The sequence below is a fragment of the Longimicrobium sp. genome (genome assembly GCF_048594345.1).
Lineage (GTDB): Bacteria > Gemmatimonadota > Gemmatimonadetes > Longimicrobiales > Longimicrobiaceae > Longimicrobium.
Map to the genome: position 1 here is coordinate 54,907 of NZ_JBMDXM010000122.1, position 16,160 is coordinate 71,066.

Consider the following 16,160-nt stretch of genomic DNA (forward strand, 5'->3'; position numbering starts at 1 on the left):
GCGTTTCGACACAAGCCTGCGCGACCGGCTGGCGCCCCCCTCTCCCGGCCTCTCCCCCATAAACAACATGGGGGAGAGGAGAATACGATCCCGGCCGAAGGTGCGTAGCACCTCCCTCCCCCGCGCAGTTTGCGGGGGAGGGGCGGGGAGGGGGCGCCGTCGGATGCAGTTCGATGCCATTCGAAGCGTCCTGATCTTCCCGCGGAGCCGAATCGCCCCAACCTAGCGCGCCGCCCGTCTGGACGGAACGGCTTCGCGGGTGCAGGTTCAGCACCTTCGCGCGTCATCATCCGCCGCGCGCCGACTCCAGACGACGAATCCTGATGCAGAACCTTATCGAGCCCGCCGCCCCCACCTCGCCGGACGAGTACCGGCAGCTGGCGCGCGACATCTTTCGCGAACTGGTCGAGATCGACACCACCGATCAGTCCGGCGACGTGACCGAGGCCGCCCAGGCCGTCGCCCAGCGGCTGCGGCAGGCGGGGTTCGCGGACGAGGACCTGACGCTCGCCGGGCCGCATCCGCGCAAGATGAACCTGGTGGCGCGGCTGCGCGGCACCGGCGCGCGCGGCCCGCTGCTGATGCTGGCCCACCTGGACGTGGTGGAGGCCGATCCCGCCGAGTGGGAAACGCCGCCCTTTCAGTTCGACGAGCGCGACGGCTTCTACTACGGCCGCGGCACCATCGACCAGAAGGCGATGGCCAGCCTCTGGGCCGCCAACCTGATCCGCATGCGCCGCGAGGGCATTGTCCCCGACCGCGACCTGATCGTGGTGCTCACGGCGGACGAGGAGGGCGGACAGCACAACGGCGCGCGCTGGCTGGTGCAGGAGCGCCGCGACCTGATCGAAGCGGTGATGGGGATCAACGAGGGCGGGTTCGGGCGGATGAAGGGCGGGCGGCGCATGAGCAACAACCTGCAGGCCAGCGAAAAGGTGTACCTTGACCTGGAACTGGCCGCCCACGGCACCGCCGGCCACAGCAGCCTCCCCACGGCCGACAACGCCATCTACCACCTGGCCGCCGCGCTGTCCCGCGTGGCCGCGTACGAGTTTCCCGTGCAGCTGGGCGAGGTGGCGCGCGCCTTCTTTGAGCGGATGTCGCGCATCGACACGGGTCCGATGGCCGACGACATGCGCGCGCTGCTGGCCGGCACGGCGGACGCGGATGCCATCGCGCGGCTGTCCGCGGTGCCGCAGTACCACGGGATGACGCGCAACACCTGGGCGGCCACGCGGGTGGATGCCGGCCAGAGCAACAACACCATCCCGCACGCCGCGCGCGCCATCGTCAACTGCCGCCTGCTTCCCGGCGAGTCGCCGGACGACATGGAGCGGCTGATGAACGAGGTGATCGCCGACGAGCGCATCACCGTGCGGCAGGTGGTGAACGGCAAACCCAGCCCGCCGTCGCCGCTCACGCCCGAGGTGATGCAGGCCGTCGAATCGATCACGGAGCAGATGTGGCCGGGCGTTCCCGTGGTTCCCGTGATGGGGATCGGCGCGACGGACAGCCTGTACCTGCGCTCCGCGGGGATCCCCATTTACGGCGTCAGCGGCATCTTTATCGACGTGGATGACGCACGCGTCCACGCCCCCAACGAGCGCATCAACATCCAGTCCTACTACGAGGGCCAGGAGTTCCTGTACCGCCTGATCCGGTCGCTCTCGTAGGACGGAAAGAACGCCCTCGCACAACATCGACGGAGTCTTGTCCTTCGCTCCGTGCTCGAAAGAGAAGGCCTCACGCAGAGTTACCAGAGTTAGCAGAGTTTTACGTGGCGTTTCCTCGCGCGTTCCTCCGAGGAGACACCACGAAACAACTCTGCTTACTCTGGTAACTCTGCGTGAGGCTTTTCTTTTTGATCTTTTCAGTCCACGCGCGGGACGATGATTTCCGGGCCGCCGCCGCCGGTGACGCGCAGGCGGACCACGCGGCCGGACCCGTCACGGTCAAAGGTGTACTCCCGCCCGGATTCGCGGATAAAGAAGCGCATCTCCGTGGTGGACGCGGGATAGAGCACACGCGGCTCCACCCAGCTGGGCGCCTGCACGGTCAGCGATCCGTTCGATGCGCGGACCGTGTATGTGATGGTGTCGCCCTCGTACACCGTCGCGTAGCGCGCGGGGACGTCGCGCGGGGCCGCGGGGTCCATGGCGACGGCGGTCTTCTCCACCGCCTGAAACGCGGGCCACCCGTACTCCCGCGCCAGCGCCCGCCCGATCTCCACCATCAGGTCGCCGCCCTGGTCCCCGCTGGTCATCATCGCCACGCCCTGGCCGGTGCCGGGAAAGATGACCAGCTGCGCGCGGTAGCCCTCGTTGGCGCCGCTGTGCCCAAACCGCTCCGCCGGCGTGCCGACGTTGTTCACCTGCAATCCCAGGCCAAAGCCGCCGCCGGGACCCCCGCTCTGCTGCGTAAGCATCTGCCGCGCGAGGGCGGGGGAGATGGGGCCCGCCGCCTGGCCCTGCTGCGCGCGCAGCACCGCCACCCCGAAGCGCGCCAGGTCCGACGGCGTGGTCCACAGCCCCGCGGCCGCCATCTCCGGGTACCGGTGCCATCCGCCCGGCACCGGCGTTCCATCGCCACGGTGCGCCCGCGCCACGCGCCCGGCCCGCTCCGGCGCCACGTTGTAATCATAGCTGGAGTGGATCATCCCCAGCGGCTGCAGCACCGTTTCGCGCATGAACGCGCGGAACGGGCGGCCCGTCACCTCTTCCATCATCAGCTGCATGACCGTGATCCCGCCGCCGGAGTAGCGCATCAGCGAGCCGGGCAGCGTGTCCACACGCACGGCGGCGGTGTTGGCGGGCGCCTGGCCGTTCAGCACCTGCGCGGTCGTGGGCACCTCCGCCGTCATCGCGTAGCCGGGGAAGCCGTGCACCGTGAGCCCCGCGCTGTGGCTGGCAATGCGCCGCAGCGTCACCTTTTCCCGCGCGGTGAACGCGTTCTCCGGCACCTGCCAGGAGCGCAACACGGTGTTCACGTCCGCATCCAGCGACAGCTGCCCGCGCTCCGACAGCAGCAGCGCGCCCAGCACGGCGACGGGCTTGCTGATGGACGCCGCCTGAAAGAGCGTCGCCGTATCCGCCGCCACCGCTCCGCCGGCTTCGAGCGTCCCGTACGCCCGTGCCCATTCGATGCGCCCGTTGTTGATCAGGGCAATGCTGACGGCCGGCGTGTTGAAGGCGCGCATCCGTTCGGCGAGGGACGCGCCCTGGTCCGTGCGCCCCGCCACGACGACGGCCGGCAGAAGTCCGTTCTCGATGCGCCGGATGCGCGCGGCGAGCGTGGTGTCCTGCGCCGCCGCCGGCGCGACCGCCATGATCGCGGCGAGGAGAAGGAGAAGAGCTTTTCGCATGGGATTCATGTTCGTGGAGAAAGTACGGTGCAGGTGGCGATTTGATGTACGAGGGCGGGGGAAGGTTGGTGTCAGGGGCCGCCGCGCTTCGGACGGGCCCTCTCCCCCGCCAGGCCTTTCGCTCGTTCCTCGCGACGGCTGGCGACCCCTCCCCCAACTTCGGGGGAGGGGTGGTTACTAGCCTCGGCGACTGGAGGCGGCGCGGATGGCAAATCCTCTCGCGCGGTCATCGCTGCTCGTCCTCGTGGCGGCCGGTTACGAGCCCGAGCGAGTGACGGCGGCGCGCTTCGGACGGGCCCTCTCCCCCGCCAGGCCTTTCGCTCGTTCCTCGCGACGGCTGGCGACCCCTCCCCCAACACCGGGGGAGGGGTGGTGGTGGGGCCAAAGTCGGTGCGTTGCTGCTTACCAGCCGGGGCGGGTAGCGGCGGTGCGGATCGCGTCCAGTACGCCGGGGAGGTCGCGAAACACCTGCTCGTTGGTGAAGCGGCGCGTGACGATGCCGTGCGAGAACAGCGTCGCGTCGCGGGCCATGTCGCGAATGCGCTGCTTCTCGTGCACCTCGCCGTCCACCTCGACGCAGAGCCGGCTTTTGGCGCAGTAAAAGTCCAGGATGAACCGGCCCAGCGGGTGCTGCCGCCGGAACTTGTGCCCGTCCAGCCGCCCGGCCCGCAGCGCCTCCCAGAGTAGCTTCTCCGCCGGCGTCGCCTCCTGCCGCAGCTGCAGCGCCCGCAGTTCCAGTTCGGGCGTCGTATTCCTGACCCGGTTCATGAACCCCTCCGAAGCAAGAAAAACCGTGCCTGACACCACCCCTCCCCCGAAGTTGGGGGAGGGGTCGACCGCCGTTGCGAGGAACGAGCAAAAGGTCGGTCGGGGGAGAGGGCCCGTCCGGAGCGCGCCCGTCGTCCTGACCCGCTGCGTGATCCCTCCGAAGCGAGAAAGACCGTGCCTGACACCAACCCCTCCCCCGAAGTTGGGGGAGGGGTCGACCGCCGTTGCGAGGAACGAGCAAAAGGCCGGTCGGGGGAGAGGGCCCGTCCGCCGCGCCGCCTCAGTCCGTCGCCGACGCCGCCGGCGGAAGCGACGCGTAGAAATCCTCACGCACGCGGCGCAGATACGAATCCAGCAGCTCCGCCACTCGGTCGGGGCTGTGCGAGGCGACGATCATCCCCACGTGCTGCTTCTTGGTCATCCGCCACACCACCTCGGGATCGTTGTACGCCGAGGTGTCGGGCCACTCCTGCCGGGCCAGAGAGACCAGCAGCCCGGCGTAGTCATCCCGGCGCGGGGGCGGGGCGTACTGCTCGCCGCGGGCGTCGGCCACCTCCAGCCGCGCCCACTCGCGCCACAGGTTGATCCCCGTGGCCGCCTCCACCATCTCCACGATGTTGGCGCCGCCCACCCGCGCCGCCGTCTCCAGAAAGTAGAAGCGGCCGTCCTCGTCCGCGCGGATGAACTCGGTGTGCATGGCGCCGCGCAGCATCCCCATGGCGTCCAGCACCTGCTGGTCGGCCTCGCGCAGCGCCCGCGCCTCTTCGCCGTCGCGGGGCAGGGTGCGCGTGCAGAACATCCCGCCGCCGTGGTACACCTCGAAGGGTGGGCTTACGTAGCCGTTGGCCTCGCTGAACACGATCTCGTGGTTCCACGCCAGCGAGTCCACGTGGTACACGCGGCCCGGGACAAAGCGCTCCAGCAGGTGGAACGAGCGCTTGTCGCCCAGTTCCTCGATGGTGCGCCACACCTGCTCGGGGTCGCTGAGCTTGTGGATGCCGATGGCGCTGGCCGAAAAGCGCGGCTTGAGCACCCACGGCGCCGGCACCGTCTCCAGAAAGCGGCGGATGGGCTCGTGGTGCAGGATGGGGACAAACTCGGGCACCAGCACGCCGTGCTCCCGCGCCCGCATGCGCATCGCCAGCTTGTCGCGGTAGTGGCGGACGGTGGTCTCGCCCATCCCCGGGATGCGCAGGTGCTCGCGCAGCGCCGACGCCATCTCCAGATCGAACTCGTCCAGCGGCACGATGCGGTCGACGTGCTCGGTGCGCGCCAGCCAGCTGATGCCGTGGATCACGTCCTCGCGCTGGAACAGGTCCGGCATGTACAGCATCTCGTCGATGCTTTCGCGCGGCCAGTCGGCGTCGCGCAGCTTGTCGACGGTGATCAGCAGCACGCGGCACCCCTGCCGCTTGCACTCGCGGATGAACTCCTGCCCCTTGAGAAAGCTGGTCAGGCAGACGATGGTGGGCTGGCGGTCGGTCACGGGCTGGCTCGGCTTGGATGGGTGGGACGGATGCACTTCCGGGTGCGCGGTACGATGCGGCGCCGTGCAGTCTTTGCGCCAGAGGCCCGGCGCCGTACGGGGCGCGCGGTGCGTCCGGTCCAGGTGTCACAAACGAAGCACTGGCACCCTGTTTAGGCGTTCGTGATCCAGGGGTCCCACCGAAAGCCTCACGGTGAGCTTTCGCCCGCCCTCCCGCCCGCGCCCTGATAATGAACCGCACTCGCCTTGCCGCCGCACTCCTTGCCGCCCTTTCGCTGACCGCCTGCGACGGCCTGTTCGAACCCGGAGAGCGGGCCCAGGAAAAAGTCATCTTCCTGCGCCATGCCGACGCCTCGCCTTACGACTCGGACATCTACCGCGTGAATGCGGACGGCACGGGGCTGCGGAACCTGACGGGCGCCCTGGCGCGGTACAGCAGCGTCAGCGTGTCACCGGACGGCCGCAGCGTACTCTTTAGCGGCAACCGGGGGGGCACCGACGGTCGCATCTGGCGGATGAACACCGACGGCAGCGGCCTCGAGCAGATCACCACCGAATCTTCCGGCTCGCCCAGCTGGTCCCCGGACGGCAAGCACATCGCGTTCATGATGGGAGACCACGTGCACGTGATGAGCGCGGACGGCGGCGACGCCGTGAAGGTTTCCGAGCCCGCCATGCAGGTGGGTTCATCGTGCGGCACGGGCGGGCCCACCAACATTGTCCTGGTTGGATGGGTCGGGAGCGGCCGGATCGCGTTCGCGCGCGGCTACTGCGGCTACGGCTACCGCTACTTCCTGGTGAACGCGGACGGCACCGGCTTCGTGCAGACCGAGATCCGGCTGTTCGAAGCCCATTTTTCGCCCGATGGCTCTAGGGTCGTGTCGATCACTCACGAAGAGGGATTTTCGCGGGTGGCGCTGATGAACTCCGACGGCACCGGGGCGCGCGTGCTCAGCCTCCCGGGCAAGAGCCAGGGGCTGCCGCGGGGCTCCTCTCCCTGGTCGCCCGATGGTAAGCGGATCGTGGTTCTCGCGTCGGACAACCCGGTGCCGATCTCCGCACCCTGGCAGTGCTCCAACGAGGCCCTGCCGTACGTGGTGAACGTGGACGGCTCGGGCGTGCGGCGGCTGATGGACTCGTGCAGAGGGAATTTCGACGGCTGGTCGCGTTCGGGTGACAAGGTCGCGTTCACCCTGTTCGTTTTCACCGCGCCGTTCCCCGGATCCGTCCCCGATGTGCACGTGATGAACGCGGACGGCAGCGGTGCCGTAAACGTCACCAACAGTCCGTTCTGGGAGAGCGGTGCTGTCTGGGCCCGGTGATCCGGCCCGAGCCATCGGTACGAAACAAAGGGTGGGCGCCTGCGAATGTCACGCAGGCACCCACCGCTTTTCACGTCCCGCTGCCCGCCGCGGTGAGTGACCCCGGCTACCCGGTCATGTGCAAGGCCGCTCCAGGCGGAAGCCGGGCTCCAGCCGCGGGCGCGCGTCGGCCTGGGCGGCCAGCCAGCCGGTGGCGTTGTCGTCCGCGCCGTTCCAGATGCTGTCGCCGCCCACGGGGACGCGCGCGCCGTCGTGGTCCTGGTGCCCGCTGAACAGCACGTGCTCGCCGCGCAGCGCCGGGTCCGCGCCCGGGGCCACGGCCACCACGTTGGCGGAGGGATACACGAAGCTCTCGGTGCTGATGCCGGCCACCAGCCGCTGCCCCGGCGCGCGCACCGCGCCCAGCATCGACCGGCGCACCCAGAGGATCGGCGGCTGCGCGGCGGGACGCTGCTCCGTGCCGTCGTTCAGCGTGTAGCGGCCGCGCAGGATGGCGCTCCCCGTCACCTCGAACTGCGTTTCCGCCACGGAGTCGGAAACCAGGATGACCGCCGCGGCCCCGCGCCCGATGAGGAACGCGGCGCGGTCGCGCAGCGCCGCCTGCGTGTAGCGGCGCGCCCACAGGCTCACCCACGCGGCGGGAACCGTGTTGGGCGGTGTGAGGATGGCGGCCACCGCCTTGCCGTGCAGGTCCACGTTCGCCAGTTCCGCCTCGCGCCCCTCACCCACGAAGACGACGGGCAGGTCCACACGCGCGTCCGTCGGCGAGGCGATCACCACGTCGCGCCCCAGCGCCAGCGCCGCGCCGCCCAGACTGACGGTGCTGTGCCCCGCCGTCCGCACGCGGCGCACGGGAAAGAACTGGAAGTACGTCCCGTCGTCGCCCGCGGGGAGCAGCCCCGCCTCGCGCGCTCGCTCCGCCACCCAGGCGGAGGCGCGCATCTCGTCCAGCTCGCCCGCCTCGCGCCCGCGCATTTCGTCCGACGCCAGCGCGAACAGGTCGCGCCGCAGCTCCGCCTTCGTGATCGCCTCCAGCGCCGGCGGCCCCGCGTCCGCCCCCAGCGGGCGCGGAGCGGCGGGCGTGGGTCCGGCCGCGGGCGCCGCGCATCCCGCGAGGACGACGAGCAGAGGGATGGTGATGGCGCGCAGTCGCATGTCAGTCATGGCGCGGGGGGTGTGGGTATGCAGGACTCGCTGTGCCTCTGCAAGAATAGCGCGGATCCTCAGCGATGGCATTGACCGGAATGATGCTCAGAGTGTGTTTAAGAATCGACCAAGGGCTTGATTTCCTGAGGGAGGCGCCGCTCCGAACCTGCTGCCACAAAGACACTTAGCGCCGACCGAAGGATCTCGCTGGCAGCACCTGGGGGCTGGACCTGTGCCGCCGGGCCTGCCTCGCGGTCGCCGAGACGAGATCCTTCGGTCGCGCGTAAGCGGTTGAGTGGATTCAAGTTGAGGAGGCGCGCTCCCTCAGGAAATCAAATGTTGCGTTGTCTGAAGATCAGATTCTTAAACACACTCTCAGGGCCTGCCCGCCGTGTTTCGGCCCTGGATGCGAATAAAGGCTTGCCGGATGGACGAAGACCGAAGCAACCCGGACGTTGCAATCGTCTTGTTTGCTGCCCAGGAGTCCAGCACCTTCCTGGCCGCATCACGAACGGACGGATCCGGATCGGCGTTTTCAAGACGCAGCAACTCGGGCGCAAGGTTCAGGTGCTTGATCGGATTGCGGCCGGCGCGACGAATCGCGCGGCGTCGATGGTCGGGCCGTTCATGATTCAGGTTGCGCATCACATTGCCCCGCTTTTCGAGGTTCTGGTGGGGGACATCTGAACGGGCCAGGTGTCTGGATGGACGGAGTGGACGAGCAACTCACCTGAGCGGTTGGCCTGCTGGGAATGTGCCACGGCGGTGCATGAACGCCCGCCACAGCATCGGCACCAGGATCAGCGCCATCCCCAGCAGCTTTGGCACGCGCGCGCCGCGGCCGGCGGTGGGGCCGGTCGCCGTCAGCACCGCGAGCACCAGCCATCCCACCGCCAGCGCGCCGACGACGATGCGCGCGGCCGCGCCGTCCCACACGGAGCGCACCTGCACGGGCGGCGGGGCGCCGGGCGTGCGCGGCCGCGCCTCCAGACGCCGCGCGACCGCGTGGCGGAACGCGTCGAAGCCGTCCGCGGTTCCGAACTTCTCCCACACCTTCCACTCCACGCCGTGGTGGGTGCGGATGGTGAACGATCGCGTGCCATCCATCTCCTCAAGCACGGCGGCGCTCTCCACCGCCTCCCACGGCAGCGCGTGCGCGGTGCGAAAGAGCGAGTAGATCACCCCCTCGCGCCGCACGATGCCGTGATCCGACAGCTCGTACTCCGCCCATGGCCGCCCGAACCCGATCACCGCCGCGAACAGGAGCGCGATCGCGAGCAGGGTGAGCACGGACGAATCCATCACCGGACGGGCGATGCGCGCCAGCGGTTCCCATTCCATGGCCAGGATCAGCAGCCCCGTCATCACCGCGCATCCGGCGAGCAGGCGCGGCCAGTGGACGGCGACGGAGCGATAGCGGGGCGGGGTCATGGGCGGGATGATGAAGGCGGGATGATGTTGGGATGCGGAGGCGGATGGTCCGGCGCGACCCCCGGCGCCCCCTCCGGGCGAGCACCACTCGCCCACCTCCCCCAAAAAACCCTGGGGGAGGTTTGGGTAGGGCTGAGACTTGGGCGCTTCGGACGGCTCCGCGCAGGGCCCCTCCGGGCCGGCACCACCGGCCCACCTCCCCCGAAACTGCCGGGGGAGGTTGACTGCGCCCGAGAGCCTGTCGCAGCGGGATCGAAGATCTCCTCTCCCCCCTGCAGTTCGGGGGGGAGAGGCCGGGAGAGGGGGGGCGCCGGCGGAAGCCTGTTCGATGCCCTTCGCCGAACCTGAAACCCAGCGGCTACATTCTCCCCTCTCCGTGAGGCACGAACGGGGAGGGGCCGGGGGAGGGGCACTCCCGTCCGGCGCCAGTTCGATGCCCTTCGAAGCGCCTCGAACCTCCCCCGCCCACTCCCTCAGCCGACCACCGCCGCCGCCGCGCGCCCGGCCGTCCGGCCGGAAAAGATGCAGCCGCCCAGAAAGGTGCCTTCCAGCGCGCGGTATCCGTGCATCCCCCCGCCGCCGAAGCCGGCCACCTCGCCGGCGGCATAGAGGCCGGGGAGCGGCAGGCCGTCCTCGCGCAGCACGCGGGCGCTGAGGTCCGTCTGCAGGCCACCCAGCGTCTTGCGGGTCAGGATGCTGAGCCGGACGGCGATCAGCGGGCCGGCCGCGGGGTCCAGGATGGGGTGCAGCTTGGCGACGCGGATCAGCCGGTCGCCGCGGTAGGCGCGTGCGCCTCGCATGGCCGTGATCTGCGCATCTTTGCCAAACTCGTTGTCCAGCTGCCGGTCGCGCGCCACGATCTGCGCCTGCAGCTCAGCGAAGTCGATGCGCGGCTCGTCCGTCAGCGCGTTCATCCCCCGCACCAGCTCCGGCAGCGAACGGGCGACCACGAAGTCTGCGCCCTTCTGCTTGAACGCCTCCACCGGCGGCGGCGCGCCGGGAAGCACGCGGCTGAGCACCTTCTTTACGCTCTTGCCGGTCAGGTCGGGGTTCTGCTCGCTGCCGCTGAGGGCGAACTCCTTTTCGATGATCTTCTGCGTGAGCACGAACCAGGTGTAGTCGTACCCGGTCTTGGCGATGTGCTCCAGCGTGCCCAGCGTGTCGAAGCCGGGAAAGAGCGGCGGAGGCAGCCGCCGCCCCAGCGCGTCAAACCACAGCGACGACGGGCCGGGAAGGATGCGGATGCCGTGCATGGGCCAGAGCGGATCCCAGTTCTGAATCCCCTCCGTGTAGTGCCACATGCGGTCGGGGTTGATGATGGTGCCCCCCGCCGCCCGGCTGATCTCCAGCATGCGCCCATCCACGTGCGCGGGAACGCCGCTGATCATCCGCTTCGGCGGCTCGCCCATTCGCCTGGGCCAGTTGCGCCGCACCAGGTCGTGGTTGCCGCCGATGCCGCCCGACGTGACGATCACCGCCTGCGCCCGCAGCGCAAAGTCGCCGGCGACGTTGCGCGTGGACGGCCGGCCGCGCGCCTCGTCGCACGGGTCCAGCACCGCGCCGTGCACGCCGTCCACCGCGCCGTCCGTCACGCTCAATCCGTCCACGCGGTGGCGGAAGCGGAGTTGAACGAGACCGTCCTTCTCCGCCTGGCGCACGCGCTGGATAAACGGCTCCACCACCGCCGGCCCCGTCCCCCAGGTGACGTGGAAGCGGGGAACGGAGTTGCCGTGGCCGATGGCGCCGTATCCGCCCCGCTCCGCCCAGCCCACCACGGGAAACCAGCGGATGCCGCGCTCGTACAGCCAGGCGCGCTTTTCCCCCGCGGCAAAGTCCACGTACGCCTCGGCCCAGCGCCTGGGCCACACGTCCTCGTCGCGGTCGAAGCCGGCCGTTCCCATCCAGTCGGTAAGGGCCAGGTCGCGCGAGTCCTTGATCCCCATCCGCCGCTGCTCCGGTGAATCCACCAGGAACAGGCCGCCGAACGACCAGAACGCCTGCCCGCCCAGCGATTGCGGCGGCTCCTGCTCCAGCACGATCACACGCTTGCCCGCGTCGGCGAGCTCCGCCGCGGCTACCAGGCCCGCCAGGCCCGCGCCTACGATGATGACGTCCGCGTCGTGGGTCATGGTCTCCGGCTGAAGTCGCGACGGGGGGAGAGTGAGGCGGCCGAACGCAGCCGGGCCGCGGCGCATCCAAGATACGCCGCGGCCCCGCCCGCGCCACACTGTTTGCGCATGCGGCCGTCAGTTCTTCGCGGCCACCGCCGCCGGCGGCGCGAAGCCGGCTCGCCGTACCTCGCGGATGCGGCCGTCGGTCACCGCGCCTTCCACGATCTCGTAGCCCAGCAGCGCCAGGATGCGGCCGCGCAGAAAGATGGGGCGGCTGTTGCCGTACCAGTCCACGCAGCTGGCGATGCAATGGTCGTCCTCCGCGTCTTCCGGCCGCGCCGCCAGCTGGCCCAGCGGGCGGAACGCCGCGTCGCGGTTCTCTACGAACAGGACGGAGGCTGATTCCTCGGTCAGGTGCGAGTAGGCAGCCTCGCCGGGGCCAGTGATGGGAAGGCCGATGACGCCCTGGTCCGGCGCGTCGGCGCGGTAGAAGAAGCCGTGGCTGCGGTCCTCGCCCTGCTGCGCGCGCGGGTGCACGTACCGTTGCGCCGCCCGCGGCTCCCGGCCCAGGCGGATGCCGGTGAAGTGCAGGTCGGTGGAGTCCGTGCCCACCACCACGGCATCGCCGCCCATCACCTCGACGCGGTCCACGCCGTGGGGGATGGGGATCTGCGCCAGCCGCCCGTCCGCCCACCGCACCGCGTAGGCCACTCCGGAACGGGTGCGGTTCCGGTCGAGCGCCGCGCCGTACAGCAGGTGCCGGCCCACGAAGCGGTTGCTCAGCCGGTACCGGTCTCCCCCCGGCATCGGGAGTGCGCGGTAGGCGTGTGCGGGTGCGGAGCCACGCCCGTCGCCAAAGCGGCGCAGGGGGACGCGCAGCAGCGCCACCTGGCCGCCGTCCCTTTCCGCGTTCCACATCCCGTCGCCGCGGCCTTCGGAGCGCACCAGCACGTTCAGGTGCCCGTCGCCGCTTTCCAGGAACGACATCTGGTCCAGCGGGCTCCCCTCCACGCCCAGCGCCGAGGGGGGCGAGCCGTCCAGGGGAATGCGGTAGACGGTGGACGGCGCGCGGCGCAGGTTCTTTGTCCAGTCGCTGGTCCACACGTAGACCGACGTGGGCGAAACGTAGAACACGCGGCCCCACGGCCCCAGCACGGCCGTGGCGTCGCACGCCATCGGCTCGCGGCCCAGCTCGCAGCTGGTCACGGTGTGCATCACCGGGTAGTCGTCGTCGTGCAGCGCGCGTCCGGGGCCGTACACGCGGCCGGGCCGCACGATGCGCCGGAAGTCCTCGTCCTCGGCGTCCTTGTGCCAGCGGCGCATGGCCGGCATCCACTCGTTGGGCGGGTCGTCGTACGCGTCGGCGGGGACGGGGGCGTACAGGATCAGCCGCGTGCCGATGAGCCGGCTGGCGTAGTTGCGCGACGAATAGTAGTCGTTGCTGCGCAAATGGTACGTCTCGCGGTAGTGCAGCCCGCCCTGCCGGTCGATGCGGAACAGCCCCACCTCCGTCCCCCCGCGGTCGTAGCTGTAGCCGATCACCACCACCTGGTCGCCGCTCACCAGCATCTCGTCGTACCACGCGTCCGGGTCGCCGTCGTCGCCAAACGCGTTCACCATCGAAACGGGGCGCAGCGAGTTGCCGCCCACATCGACCGTGAACAGGCGGCCCCGGCGCAGGATCACCAGGTAGTCGCCGTGCAGCTTTACGATGGCGCCTTCATCCACCCCGTCGTGCTGGTTGTTGGTGATGGATGCCGCTCCGGCCGTCCCCGTGATGACTACGTCTTCCAGAAGAACGATCTGCGGCAATACCCGAAAGTCGTGCGTAAGCCGCGTCCCCGGCGCGAGGGTAATGGAGCGGGTTACCGGTCCCAGCCCCGGGCGCGTGGCCGCGATCTGCACCGGCTCTCCCGCGTGGAGGCGCGCGGCGGGGATGAGCAGCCGGTACGTGCCGTCCGCGCCGGTGGCGGCGCCAACGTTCAGCGACGCGATGCGGATCAGCACGGCGACCTCCGGACAGCCGCGGGCGTCGGTCACGCGCCCCGTGATCTCCGCCACGTTCTCCCCGGACAGGTTCCGCAGCGGGGGGCGCGGGGAGGTGTCGGCGGGCGCGGTGCACGCGGGCTGCGGAAGGGTGGCGGTCGCGGCAGGCGCAGGGGCCGCGGGAGGCGGTCTGGGCGTTTCGGGCCGCTCCAGGCTACGCAGAAAGCGCACGAGCTCGCGATCGGTGCGGAACGCGGGGAGCGATCCGCCGGGCGCGCCGCCGGACTGGGCCGCTGCCGGACTTGCGAGGACGAGCGCGGCCAGCAGCGAAAGAACGATGCGAGGGATCATGGACGCTCCGGGCGGCGGACGGGCTGGATCGGGAGCCTTCCACCAACAACGCACTCGCCCGCCGGACGCGGACAGGATGCGCGAACCGGGCGCTATACCGGCGCGTTCGTCCGTCTCCGTCGCCGCATCATCCAAAGCACCAGAAAGCCGAACGTGAAGTAGATAAGCACGTCGATCGCGAACGCATCCGCGCGAAAATCGTCCTCGCCGATCCCGATGGCGTTCGGAACGGAGATCTGCGGATTGTCGATCACAAAGGGAAGGGGAAAGCCCGCCGCCAGCGCGGGGACCGTGCACGGAGCGGGCGTATCGCAGAAACCTTCGCCCGACACCACGCGCCGCGGCCCCGTGCGCTGGTACGCCGCCGACAGGCACGTAAGAGCGAGCGCGGCGGCCAGCAGCATCGCGAGCGTCCGGCCTCGCACGGGTCGCGGGTGGAGACCCTGGTTCGTCTGTGTCACGCCTGCATCGCGGTGCGGAGTTCTCACGCGGCCCACGTCCGTCGGGATCACGCTCCCTCGTACGCGCAAGATCCGCAGCGGCGCCTGCGGCTCCCCGGCGAACACGGGAGTTTGGCCTGCCTCCGGGCGATTTTCCCAGCGAAAACGTGCGGTGCGCGCATTTGCGGTGCCGGGCGCCGCCGGTTATCATCCCCGCTCTTTCAGCCCCCTTGGCGCACGACCTACTCGCGAAATCGGCTAAGCACGGCATGGCGGACAACGACCTGATGGACAAGCTCGTCTCCCTGAGCAAGCGCAGGGGATACGTCTTTCAATCGTCCGAGATCTACGGCGGCACCGGCAGCGTGTGGGACTACGGCCCGCTGGGCGTGGAACTCAAGCGCAACGTCAAGGACGCCTGGTGGCGCGCCATGGTGCACGAGCGCGACGACATCGAGGGGCTGGACGCCGCCATCCTGATGCACCCCAGGGTGTGGGAGGCCAGCGGCCACATCGCCGAGTTCACCGACCCGCTGGTGGAGTGCCGCAACTGCCACCGCCGCTTTCGCGTGGACACGCTGCTCTCCGAGACGGGGTCCAAGGAGCTGGAGAGCGCGCAGTGCCCCAGCTGCGGCAAGCGCGGCGAGTGGACGGAGCCGCGCAACTTCAACCTGATGTTCAAGACGTTCATGGGGCCCGCCGAGGACTCCGCGAACGTGGTGTACCTGCGGCCTGAGACGGCGCAGGGCATCTACGTCAACTTTCTCAACGTGCAGCAGAGCGCCCGCCAGCGCGTGCCCTTTGGCATCGCGCAGATCGGCAAGGCGTTCCGCAACGAGATCACGCCCGGCAACTTTACGTTCCGCACGCGTGAGTTCGAGCAGATGGAGATGCAGTTCTTCGTGGAGCCCGGCACCGACGAGGGCTACTTCGAGGAGTGGCGCGAGCGGCGGTTCAAGTGGCACACCGACGTGCTGGGGCTGTCGCCGGACCGGCTGCGCTACCACCCGCACGAAAAGCTGGCGCACTACGCCAGCGCCGCGGGCGACGTGGAGTTCTTCTTCGGCGGCACCATCGGCGACGAGGGGTGGGGCGAGATCGAGGGGATCCACAACCGCACCGACTTTGACCTGAAGCGCCACCAGGAGTTCAGCGGCAAGCGGCTGGAGTACATCGACCCCGCCGCGGGCAAGCGCTACATCCCGTACATCATCGAAACCTCGGTGGGCGCCGACCGCGCCACGCTGGCCGTGCTGGCCAACGCCTACCGCGAGGAGGAGGTGGAGGGCGAGACGCGCATCGTGCTGGCCATCAAGCCCTCGCTGGCACCCATGAAGTGCGGCGTGTTTCCGCTGGTCAAAAAGGACGGCATGCCCGAGCGCGCCACGCAGATTCACGACGACCTGCGCCGCCGCGGCATCCCCAGCTTCTACGACGAAGCCGGCGCCATCGGCCGCCGCTACCGCCGCCAGGACGAGGCCGGCACCCCCTTCTGCATCACCGTCGACGGCGAAACGATGGAGCAGGGCACCGTCACCATCCGCGACCGCGACACCATGGAGCAGACGCGTCTGTCGCAGGACGAGATCGTGAACTGGCTGGGCGAGCGGCTTCGGTAGACGGCGGTACGAAAGTACGAGGGTACGAAGGTACGAAGGTACGAAAGTACGAAGGTACGGAACTGAACGCGGGGGCCGGGGGGGTCGGGCCCCCGGTGTTTCTTTTTATTACGCCACGGCCCCGGATACCCCGTGACCG

General features: G+C 69.7%; 12 protein-coding genes. 3 read left to right on the forward strand and 9 right to left on the reverse strand.

The genetic code is table 11. The annotated features are described in order from the left end of the window. The first annotated feature begins 323 nt into the window (after positions 1 to 323). Positions 324 to 1,673 carry a M20/M25/M40 family metallo-hydrolase gene (locus ACOJUJ_RS13460; protein ID WP_420127401.1) on the forward strand — a complete coding sequence of 450 codons (1,350 nt, stop codon included), beginning with the start codon at positions 324 to 326 and terminating at the stop codon, positions 1,671 to 1,673. Positions 1,674 to 1,870: 197 nt separating this feature from the next. Here ACOJUJ_RS13460 and ACOJUJ_RS13465 read toward each other — a convergent pair whose 3' ends face one another. From ACOJUJ_RS13465 to ACOJUJ_RS13475, 3 genes are all read right to left on the reverse strand, one after another. Next, on the reverse strand, positions 1,871 to 3,361 hold the full coding sequence (locus tag ACOJUJ_RS13465; RefSeq protein WP_420127402.1) for a serine hydrolase domain-containing protein: 1,491 nt from the start codon (positions 3,359 to 3,361) through the stop codon (positions 1,871 to 1,873). Between the two features lie 402 nt (positions 3,362 to 3,763). Beyond that, positions 3,764 to 4,129, reverse strand: coding sequence for an endonuclease domain-containing protein (locus ACOJUJ_RS13470; RefSeq protein WP_420127403.1), 366 nt, complete (start codon positions 4,127 to 4,129; stop codon positions 3,764 to 3,766). Positions 4,130 to 4,409: 280 nt separating this feature from the next. Next, positions 4,410 to 5,615 carry an ATP-grasp domain-containing protein gene (locus tag ACOJUJ_RS13475; RefSeq protein ID WP_420127404.1) on the reverse strand — a complete coding sequence of 402 codons (1,206 nt, stop codon included), beginning with the start codon at positions 5,613 to 5,615 and terminating at the stop codon, positions 4,410 to 4,412. 230 nt (positions 5,616 to 5,845) lie between these two features. Between ACOJUJ_RS13475 and ACOJUJ_RS13480 the strand changes: the two genes are divergently transcribed. After that, positions 5,846 to 6,937 carry a TolB family protein gene (locus ACOJUJ_RS13480; protein ID WP_420127405.1) on the forward strand — a complete coding sequence of 364 codons (1,092 nt, stop codon included), beginning with the start codon at positions 5,846 to 5,848 and terminating at the stop codon, positions 6,935 to 6,937. 114 nt (positions 6,938 to 7,051) lie between these two features. Here the strand turns inward: ACOJUJ_RS13480 and ACOJUJ_RS13485 are convergent, their stop codons facing one another. The 6 genes from ACOJUJ_RS13485 to ACOJUJ_RS13510 all read right to left on the reverse strand — a co-directional run bounded on the left by ACOJUJ_RS13485 (position 7,052) and on the right by ACOJUJ_RS13510 (position 14,366). Beyond that, on the reverse strand, positions 7,052 to 8,101 hold the full coding sequence (locus ACOJUJ_RS13485) for a hypothetical protein (RefSeq protein ID WP_420127406.1): 1,050 nt from the start codon (positions 8,099 to 8,101) through the stop codon (positions 7,052 to 7,054). A gap of 357 nt (positions 8,102 to 8,458) precedes the next feature. After that, positions 8,459 to 8,728: a hypothetical protein gene (locus tag ACOJUJ_RS13490; protein WP_420127407.1), complete on the reverse strand. Its 270-nt coding sequence runs from the start codon at positions 8,726 to 8,728 to the stop codon at positions 8,459 to 8,461. Positions 8,729 to 8,809: 81 nt separating this feature from the next. Next, a complete protein-coding gene (locus ACOJUJ_RS13495) occupies positions 8,810 to 9,514 on the reverse strand; it encodes a hypothetical protein (RefSeq protein ID WP_420127408.1) in 705 nt (234 codons plus the stop codon). A 473-nt stretch (positions 9,515 to 9,987) separates the two neighbouring features. Continuing rightward, the gene (locus ACOJUJ_RS13500; RefSeq protein WP_420127409.1) at positions 9,988 to 11,643 is read right to left on the reverse strand and encodes an FAD-binding dehydrogenase; all 1,656 of its coding nucleotides are present in this window, start codon (positions 11,641 to 11,643) and stop codon (positions 9,988 to 9,990) included. Between the two features lie 117 nt (positions 11,644 to 11,760). After that, on the reverse strand, positions 11,761 to 13,962 hold the full coding sequence (locus tag ACOJUJ_RS13505; protein ID WP_420127410.1) for a beta-propeller domain-containing protein: 2,202 nt from the start codon (positions 13,960 to 13,962) through the stop codon (positions 11,761 to 11,763). 92 nt (positions 13,963 to 14,054) lie between these two features. Beyond that, entirely contained in the window at positions 14,055 to 14,366 is a 312-nt protein-coding gene (locus ACOJUJ_RS13510) for a hypothetical protein (RefSeq protein WP_420127411.1), read from the reverse strand. Between the two features lie 305 nt (positions 14,367 to 14,671). Between ACOJUJ_RS13510 and ACOJUJ_RS13515 the strand changes: the two genes are divergently transcribed. Beyond that, positions 14,672 to 16,021: a glycine--tRNA ligase gene (locus ACOJUJ_RS13515; protein WP_420127412.1), complete on the forward strand. Its 1,350-nt coding sequence runs from the start codon at positions 14,672 to 14,674 to the stop codon at positions 16,019 to 16,021. Positions 16,022 to 16,160 lie beyond the last annotated feature (139 nt).